9 protein-coding genes are annotated in these 7,842 nt (G+C 34.9%); 6 read left to right on the plus strand and 3 right to left on the minus strand.

The features are described 5' to 3' along the window. The first annotated feature begins 123 nt into the window (after positions 1-123). Genes KVT27_RS22675 through KVT27_RS22685 form a run of 3 tightly spaced genes read left to right on the plus strand, consistent with a single transcriptional unit; the run spans position 124 to position 1,978 of the window. Positions 124-501 (plus strand): GntR family transcriptional regulator, encoded by a 378-nt coding sequence (locus tag KVT27_RS22675; protein ID WP_036121491.1) that lies wholly within the window; start codon positions 124-126, stop codon positions 499-501. Then, positions 502-1,359 carry an ABC transporter ATP-binding protein gene (locus KVT27_RS22680; RefSeq protein WP_036121488.1) on the plus strand — a complete coding sequence of 286 codons (858 nt, stop codon included), beginning with the start codon at positions 502-504 and terminating at the stop codon, positions 1,357-1,359. 4 nt (positions 1,360-1,363) lie between these two features. Beyond that, entirely contained in the window at positions 1,364-1,978 is a 615-nt protein-coding gene (locus KVT27_RS22685) for an ABC-2 transporter permease (RefSeq protein WP_217581983.1), read from the plus strand. A 46-nt stretch (positions 1,979-2,024) separates the two neighbouring features. Here the strand turns inward: KVT27_RS22685 and KVT27_RS22690 are convergent, their stop codons facing one another. Both KVT27_RS22690 and KVT27_RS22695 read right to left on the minus strand, forming a co-directional pair. Beyond that, positions 2,025-3,638: a hypothetical protein gene (locus KVT27_RS22690; protein WP_217581984.1), complete on the minus strand. Its 1,614-nt coding sequence runs from the start codon at positions 3,636-3,638 to the stop codon at positions 2,025-2,027. Continuing rightward, entirely contained in the window at positions 3,635-4,417 is a 783-nt protein-coding gene (locus tag KVT27_RS22695; protein WP_008175483.1) for an ABC transporter ATP-binding protein, read from the minus strand. Before KVT27_RS22695 ends, KVT27_RS22690 begins: the two co-directional genes overlap by 4 nt. A 221-nt stretch (positions 4,418-4,638) precedes the next feature. Between KVT27_RS22695 and KVT27_RS22700 the strand changes: the two genes are divergently transcribed. The 3 genes from KVT27_RS22700 (at position 4,639) to KVT27_RS22710 (ending at position 7,140) form a co-directional block, all read left to right on the plus strand. Continuing rightward, positions 4,639-5,223, plus strand: a complete 585-nt coding sequence (locus KVT27_RS22700; RefSeq protein ID WP_217581985.1) for an RNA polymerase sigma factor — start codon at positions 4,639-4,641, stop codon at positions 5,221-5,223. Further along, a complete protein-coding gene (locus tag KVT27_RS22705; protein WP_217581986.1) occupies positions 5,195-6,307 on the plus strand; it encodes a DUF4179 domain-containing protein in 1,113 nt (370 codons plus the stop codon). Before KVT27_RS22700 ends, KVT27_RS22705 begins: the two co-directional genes overlap by 29 nt. A 116-nt stretch (positions 6,308-6,423) precedes the next feature. Beyond that, positions 6,424-7,140: a class I SAM-dependent methyltransferase gene (locus KVT27_RS22710; protein WP_217581987.1), complete on the plus strand. Its 717-nt coding sequence runs from the start codon at positions 6,424-6,426 to the stop codon at positions 7,138-7,140. Positions 7,141-7,210: 70 nt separating this feature from the next. Here the strand turns inward: KVT27_RS22710 and KVT27_RS22715 are convergent. After that, positions 7,211-7,842, minus strand: a 632-nt coding sequence (locus KVT27_RS22715; RefSeq protein ID WP_217581988.1) for a hydantoinase/carbamoylase family amidase, incomplete at its 5' end; no start/stop codon positions are given.

A 7,842-nucleotide genomic window follows, 5' to 3' on the forward strand; every position in this document is an offset into this window, starting at 1 on the left:
TTTCATTTGGCTATATGCTTTTATTTTTATTTCACAAAAAGGAAAATTTTACTTGCATATTTGTATCTATGTGTATATATTGTATATAAAGTATATATACAATATTTTAAAAGAGGTATTTGCATGCAAATTATTATTTCGAACAGTTCTAAAGAGCCTATTTATGAGCAGATACATGCACAAATTAAAAAGCTAATTTTAACAGGGCAATTACAAGAGGGGCAGCCATTGCCTTCCATGCGCCAACTTGCCAAAGATTTAGAGATTAGTGTCATTACAACGAAAAGGGCATATGAAGAGCTTGAAAAAAATGGATTTATTTATTCTATTGTTGGGAAAGGATCATTTATCTCTGAACAAAATTCAGAAATGATGAAGGAAAGAAAAATGAAGGCCATTGAGGAAAAATTGTTGGTGGCGATTCAAAATGCGAAGGAAATGGATATTAGTTTAGCAGAGTTAAAGGCTATGCTTACTTTATTGTATACGGAGGATGAATAAATGGAAAATGTTATTGAATTACAGCATATACAAAAGTCCTTTAATGGTTTTCAAATAAAGGATTTTTCAATCCATGTTAAAAAAGGGTTTGTCACAGGGTTTATTGGAGGGAATGGTGCAGGAAAATCAACGACCATTAAAATGATTATGAATTTATTGCAGCAGGATAGTGGGACTATTTCTATTTTCGGTAAAAGTTATAAGAAACATGAAAAAGAAATAAAAGAACGTATCGGTTTTGTTTATGATGAGAATATCTTTTATGAAAATATCACACTCAAGGATATGAAAAAGATTATTAAACCTGCCTATAGAAGATGGGATGACAAGGCATTTCAGCATTATGTGGAACAGTTTGAGCTGCCCTTGAACAAAAATATGAAGACCTTTTCGAAAGGGATGAAGATGAAAGCATCCTTAGCCATCGCGTTAGCACATCACGCTGAATTAATCATCATGGATGAACCAACGTCAGGGCTCGACCCTATTTTTCGCAGAGAATTACTCAATATTTTACATGAGTTAATGCAGGATGGAGACAAAACTATATTTTTCTCCACACATATTACGACAGATTTAGATCGCATCGCAGATTATATAACGTTTATTCATAATGGCGAGCATATATTCACAAAGGAGTTTTATAAAATTCAAGAGGAATACGCTATTGTTAAAGGAACCTTGGATTTATTAGATCGTGAAACGGAGCAGGAATTCGTCGCCCTTCGTAAAACAAACAGAGGCTTTGAAGCATTAACAGCCAATAAACATCGAGCAGCTACTATATTTGGCGATACAGTGGTGGTTGAAAAGCCTACGCTTGAAGACATTATGTATTATACAAAGAAAGGGTGGTAAGGATATGTTGAACCTTATTTTAAAAGATATTTTAATTCAAAAAAACATCCTAATATTCTACATAGCAACTATTATTCTTTATTTAATGGTCAATGTTCCGTCGGTATATATAGTATTTATATATAGTATCGTATTTGTTTTAAGTGCTTTTTCGAACGATGAAAAAGATAATGCAAATATTTTACTTAATTCATTACCGTATACAAGAAAAGAAATTGTTAGTTCAAAATATATTGGAGCTTTAATTTTTACAGGGTTCTTTATGCTCCTTACGTATTTGTTCGACTTTCTTTTAAATGGGAATCAGGTAGCTGTATTATGGAAGGAAATAGTACTGATTATGGGCCTCGTTATGATTGTCATTTCGTTTATTTTACCGATGTCCTATAAATTCAAAACAAAGTATTTAACTATTGCTATCATGGGATTATTTGGAGTTTATATGGTAATCATCAATTATTTTGTCCCTAACTTAAATAAACAAATAAGAACCGTTGTACAAAATTTCATGACTATACAGGAACTACAACTATACTTTATTATCTCATTACTAATCGTTGGACTCTATATAGGCTCATGGATGCTCTCAGTAAGGATTTATAAGCGCAAGGCGTTTTAAAAGAAAACGGCCGGTCCCATATAAGGTGGGACTCGAGCCGTTTTTGTCATTTGAAAGCTAACTTCCAAACAAGCATGTTGATAAAAAAAAGCACTATAAAATAAATAGTAGGTCCGAATGCTATTTGACTGGCAATTAAATAGTGTAGACCTGCCAAAATAGCTATAGGGATAAACAATAAAAAAGTTTTCCAGCCTTGAGCATCTCCAACCTCATCATATGGTTTGGTAAAAGGTATTTTATTGCTCATCGTTACGAAACAAAACAGTGTATATATCCAGCTTGTCACTAAAACTACTAGTAAGTCTGGAATAATTCGAATACCGTATATATGGCTAAAGACCAAACTTAGCACTAAAAACAATGGGACATATAATTTGATTAAAAATGCCTTTAAACTGCCTTTTTGTAAATTCGTATAATCTTTTAATGGAAGTATCTTGTAAATCCACGCCGCTTTAAATTTAGCCGAATGACCAAGTAAAAGGACAGCAGCTGGAATAATCATCATACTAAAATAAATATTTAAGTAGCTCATACTAGTAGCGTAATCAATTTTTTCGGATCCGCTAAAGGTAAATATAAAAATAAATGGGATAATAAATGAAAAACCTAAAGAAGGGTAAACTTTGAGCTTAAACTCGCGTTCTTGCTTCATCATAAGAGAGGCGAAACGAAAAAATGCTCTTTCTTCATGTGTTCTACATAGCAGCGTTAATAAAAGTACCTTCAGTCGATTGTTCTTCTCTTTTTTTGATTTACTTGTACTTAATAGTTTTTGAAGGTTACGTTCAAAGGTTGGGATGAGTTTAATATATAACCCAATCGAAAGTATCGGTATGATTACAGCAAAGAGGCTGTATAGTACTGTTAATAACGAAGTATCGCCATTTAGTAATAAGTTAAAGGGTGCAGCGAACCACATCGGTATTAGGAAGAGACTCCACCAATGAAATGACACCGTCATATCCAAATTAACGAATTCAAAGGACCGAATCAGAACCTGGTAGCCGATCATGAGCATTAACGACAAGGCAATTTGTACATAGTTAATCATATCCTTCAGCTTTTCACCATCGAAGAAGCGTAAAATGGCAATATATAAAATGGCAGTGATCGCTACAATAAATAAATTAATGAATATAATCTCTAGAACGGTTAAAAGGAAAAATACAATTCCTTGCGTAAAAAGGCTGACGAGTAAAGGGATGCCTGTTAAGGCAATTGTTAAATAGAATAAGTAAATGAAAATATGCATAAATTTTGCTGCGTTAATGGTTCTTGCGGAAATAGGCTTAGTTGATAGTATGCTTTTGTCTCGTACATCTAAGAGTACTGAGGAAAAGTCAGAAATCAATGAAGTCATAATTAAAAAAATGATCATGGCAAACGCAATACTCATTTGAAATAAAAAGTTTTGACCAAATCCCATGAGTGGGATTAGTATAAGGCCGAATAAAACATAAATCCATAGCGATTTAATATAGCCATATTTTTGATCATTCTTCTTTTTGTTCTGATTAAATAGTGTGGGTACTTTACGTTCATCCATTGTTAATTTGATATGAAGGATTTTTCTCATTAGGTCATAATCAATACCCAATCTTACAAAGAGCCAGCGGAATAAATCAAGCAATTGGAGTGTTTTAAAATCTGTCATGATTGTACTCCTCGAACGATGGATACAAATTTCTCACCAATTTCCTGATGCTCATGAAATCCTGTTAACTGATTAAAGATCCTTTCTAGCGTTCCTTCAGTGTTACCAGCTTGTAATTGGGCAAAAGTTCCGTCCGCTGCTATGTTGCCGTCATATAGCAGGATGATGCGACTACTGATCTTTTCAACGACATCCATAATATGAGATGAGTAAAATATTGTTTTTCCATTGGCTGCGAGCTGCGTTAAAATCTCTTTAAAAATCATTACACTGTTTGCATCTAAGCCATTGATCGGCTCATCTAAAAATAATAGGTCTGGGTTATGTATAAGACTAGCAATGATTAATAGTTTTTGTCGCATGCCCTTTGAGTACGAGGAAATTCTAGAATGGTACGCCTCACCCACTCCAAACAACTCCATGAGCGATTTCGATTTGTCAGCTGCCTCCTCTAGCTCTAGCCCATATAACTGACCGATAAAGGTTAAATATTCATAACCTGTTAAGTTGTCATAAACATCAGCGATTTCTGGAACGTAACCAATTCTACGCTTATAGTCTATTTGATCTTGCCCAATGCTTTCACCAAAGAGCTTAATCTCGCCACCATAATCACCTTCAAGCCCCAAAATAATTTTAACAGTCGTGCTTTTACCAGCACCATTTGGACCAATATATCCGATAATTTCTCCTCTAGTTGCATGGAGGTTTATTCCTTTTAATATTTCCTTGTTTCCATAGCTTTTCGTTAAATTTGTAATCGTTAAAATGTCTTCCATTTCAGTGCACCTCCATAATTATAGAAAAAATATCCATTAATACACTATAACATATAAAAAGAAAATATATTCCTTTTGGTAAAATGAAACGAGTTCAATTTCATGTGGTTGGGGAAGGGTTATTAAATTAAGAAATTATATATTATAACGCCAATTTTTATTCTTTTGCTGTCACAAAACGGTAGTGAATTTAGTTATACAGATAGAGAGGAGGGAAGCTTGTGACTATATCAAATAAAACAGAGGAAACGTTATTAATAAAAGAGGTAGTTAAACAAGTTCAGGCAGGGGATACTCATGCCTACACAGAAATCATACGGTGCTTCCAAAAACAAATCTATCTTTACTGTTACTACCTATTAGGAAACAAAGAAGAAGCTGAAGATGCCTCACAGGATGTTTTTATAAAAGGTTTAGAGAATATTCGCCAATTCTCTTACTCAGTGTCATTTTCAGCGTGGCTCTATAAAATTGCTCATCATCATTGTATCGACCTACTGAAGAAGAAAAATAAGGGCTTTAGATTTTGGACAGGGTTTAAAAAGGAGCAAATGGTCGAGCAGGCATATGATTCCCATCATTACGAGGATTCGATTCATCAGTTATTAGAGAAATTAAATGTGGATGAAAAAAGAATTTTATTACTTCGATCTATTGACGAGTATAGCTTTGATGAAATTGCCTCTATCATGGATTTGAAACCAACTACTGTACGCAAAAAATATGAACGATTACGAAAAAAATTGTTGAAAGAAAAAAAGCAAGGGAGGGGATATTATGAGCGTTCGATCAAAACTGAAGGATGATGAATTGAACATGCTAAAGAAGCACATCCGAGAAACACCCGTAGAAATTGATTTAGTTGACCGTGTTATGAATAAATATGACCATGATTCTAAAAAATTGATTACTCATAAAAAGAAGCCTCATAATGTGTTGGTAGTGAAGGCTATTGCTACCGTAATCGTATGCTTGCTACTAATCACGCCCTTCATTTCACCTACAATGGCAGCAACCATAAAACAAGTTCCTGTATTATCCTCTATTTTCAGTCTAGCTGGTGACCTTGGACTGAAACCGGCTGATGAAAAGGGGCTTTCAACGAAACCTAATGCAAGCGTCAGTCACGATGGATTTACATTAAGTGTATCGGAGGTAGCATATGATGGTACACGTGTCTCGATTGGGGTAGAGCGACCTCGAACAGCTAGTGAAACGGAGACATTAATGGAGCGCCTCGGCAATATTGAATTGTTTATTAATGGAGCACCTATAGATGATTTTGCTCCTAGTGAGTCGAATCATATTGGTATCTTTCTACATCCAGGAAAAGATAAGGATTCTACAATAATTGAGTTTTCGGATAAGAGCAATCAGGGAGGACAACCTTTCCCGGAGCAATTCGATTTAACAGTATATGCTACTATTACGGGCATACAGGCTCCTTTAAAGATTGATATTCCTGTGAAAAATAAAATTGCAGACTATGTGACTTTACAGCCAAATGTAAATCGACATTATAATAATATTCATTTTACAGTTGAACAGATTAAGATTACCCCTATTACAACCAATATAACGACGAGAACCATATTGACAGACAACTCCACTTTTATTGAGCCATGGTTAACAATGGGGATAGATATTTTTGATGAGCAAGGGCGTAAACTTGGACTAATTAATGGGAATGGTTGGCATGAGACCAATGGAAGTGAAAAAATTATGGATCATCGCTATACTCCTTTTGAATCTGTACCTGCATCCATAACGATCAAGCCTTATATCCATCTTTTTAAGGAGCATCCAAAAGGAAGCTTTCAAATGGATGAGAATAATAAACCGATCATTCAATATATTCCTGAGCTAGAAGTGACAATACCAGTAAAGTAATAAAATATTATAAGTGAGAAGCGTTTTTATGGTTTATATTGGTTATTTTGAAACTGGCTGAGTATGTATTCGCTCCTATATAATTAAGCTTTAATAAGAATAAATCGAGGTGTGGAATGCTAATTAAATCCAATGAAGATTTGCTTATTTTACTAGATCATTTACTACGGGAGCCCCAACATTTTTGGAATAATTTTTATGATGATACATGTCGAAAGGTTCCTTTCTTTGTTAATAAGCCTGATGAAAATCTAGTACACTATTTTGAAAAGGAAATGATTTTTCCGAGTAAAGTTTTAGAATTAGGGTGTGGTGCAGGGCGTAATGCTATCTATTTAGCTAAAAAGGGATGTTCAGTGGTTGGAGTGGATCTATCAGAAAATGCACTGGAGTGGGCAAAAAAGAGAATATCTGAAGAAGATGTGAATGTAGAATTAGTATGTGCTAATATTTTTGATTTAGATTTTCAACAGGAAAGCTTTGATTTTATTTATGATTCGGGATGCTTTCATCATATAGCACCACACCGTCGTGTTAGTTATATAGAGATCATTAATAGGTTATTAAAGCAGGATGGATACTTTGCTTTATGTTCATTTGAGGAGAATGGTACATACGGTGGCTCTGCCCTGACAGATGAGGAAGTATATTTAAAGCGCAGTTTAGAGGGTGGGCTTGGTTATACCAAAAGTCAACTACAGGAAATTTTTAATTTTTTGGAAGAAATTGAAATACGTAAAATGTTACCAATGTCTACAGTAGATCCGCATTTTGGATTAGAAGGTTTTATAGTAGGGTTATTCCAAAAAAATGATATTAAAAAGCCATTCTAAAAATGAACTGCCCCGTAAAAGTTAAATTGATATCTAACTTTTCGGGGCAGTTCACTTCTATTATAGTGAACTATTTAGAGAGCTCGACGACAGAATCATAAAAAATAGTAGTGGCTATAATGATATCCTCATCGGAGCTAAATTCTAAGGGATTGTGGCTAATGCCGTCTTTTGAGCGGACAAACAACATCCCGATTGGAGCGATTTCAGCAATATTCATGGCATCGTGTCCTGCACCACTTATAAGAGAATAGGGACGTATCCCTTGCTTTTCAATACTTATGGCAAGTTGTTGCTGTAGCTTCTCATCCGCTTTTGCAGGTTTAATGCGCTGTAATATTTTCGAAGCCAATGTAACATTTCTTCGGTCTGCAATTTGTTGTAGTTGCTGCAAAATCGTAGTCTCTAGTGATCTCACTTTTTGTTCGTCTATATCTCGTAGATCAATTGAGAAAGTAACTTTGCCTGGAATCACATTTGTTCCATTCGGGGACACAGTAAGCTTGCCGACCGTTGCAACCGCATCTGTAGTGTCATTTAATAGCCGTTCAATCGCTAAAATCATCTCGCTTGCCGCAGTTAGAGCATCCTGCCGAATGGGCATAGGTGTTGCACCAGCATGTTCACTGACGCCAGTGACAGTAATTTCTAACCATACAGGAGCGGCTATACCTGTTACAACACCTACAGGTAAATCTTCAT

Origin of the sequence: Lysinibacillus sp. GbtcB16, assembly GCF_019091145.1 — a bacterium.
Classification (GTDB): Bacteria; Bacillota; Bacilli; order Bacillales_A; family Planococcaceae; genus Lysinibacillus; species Lysinibacillus fusiformis.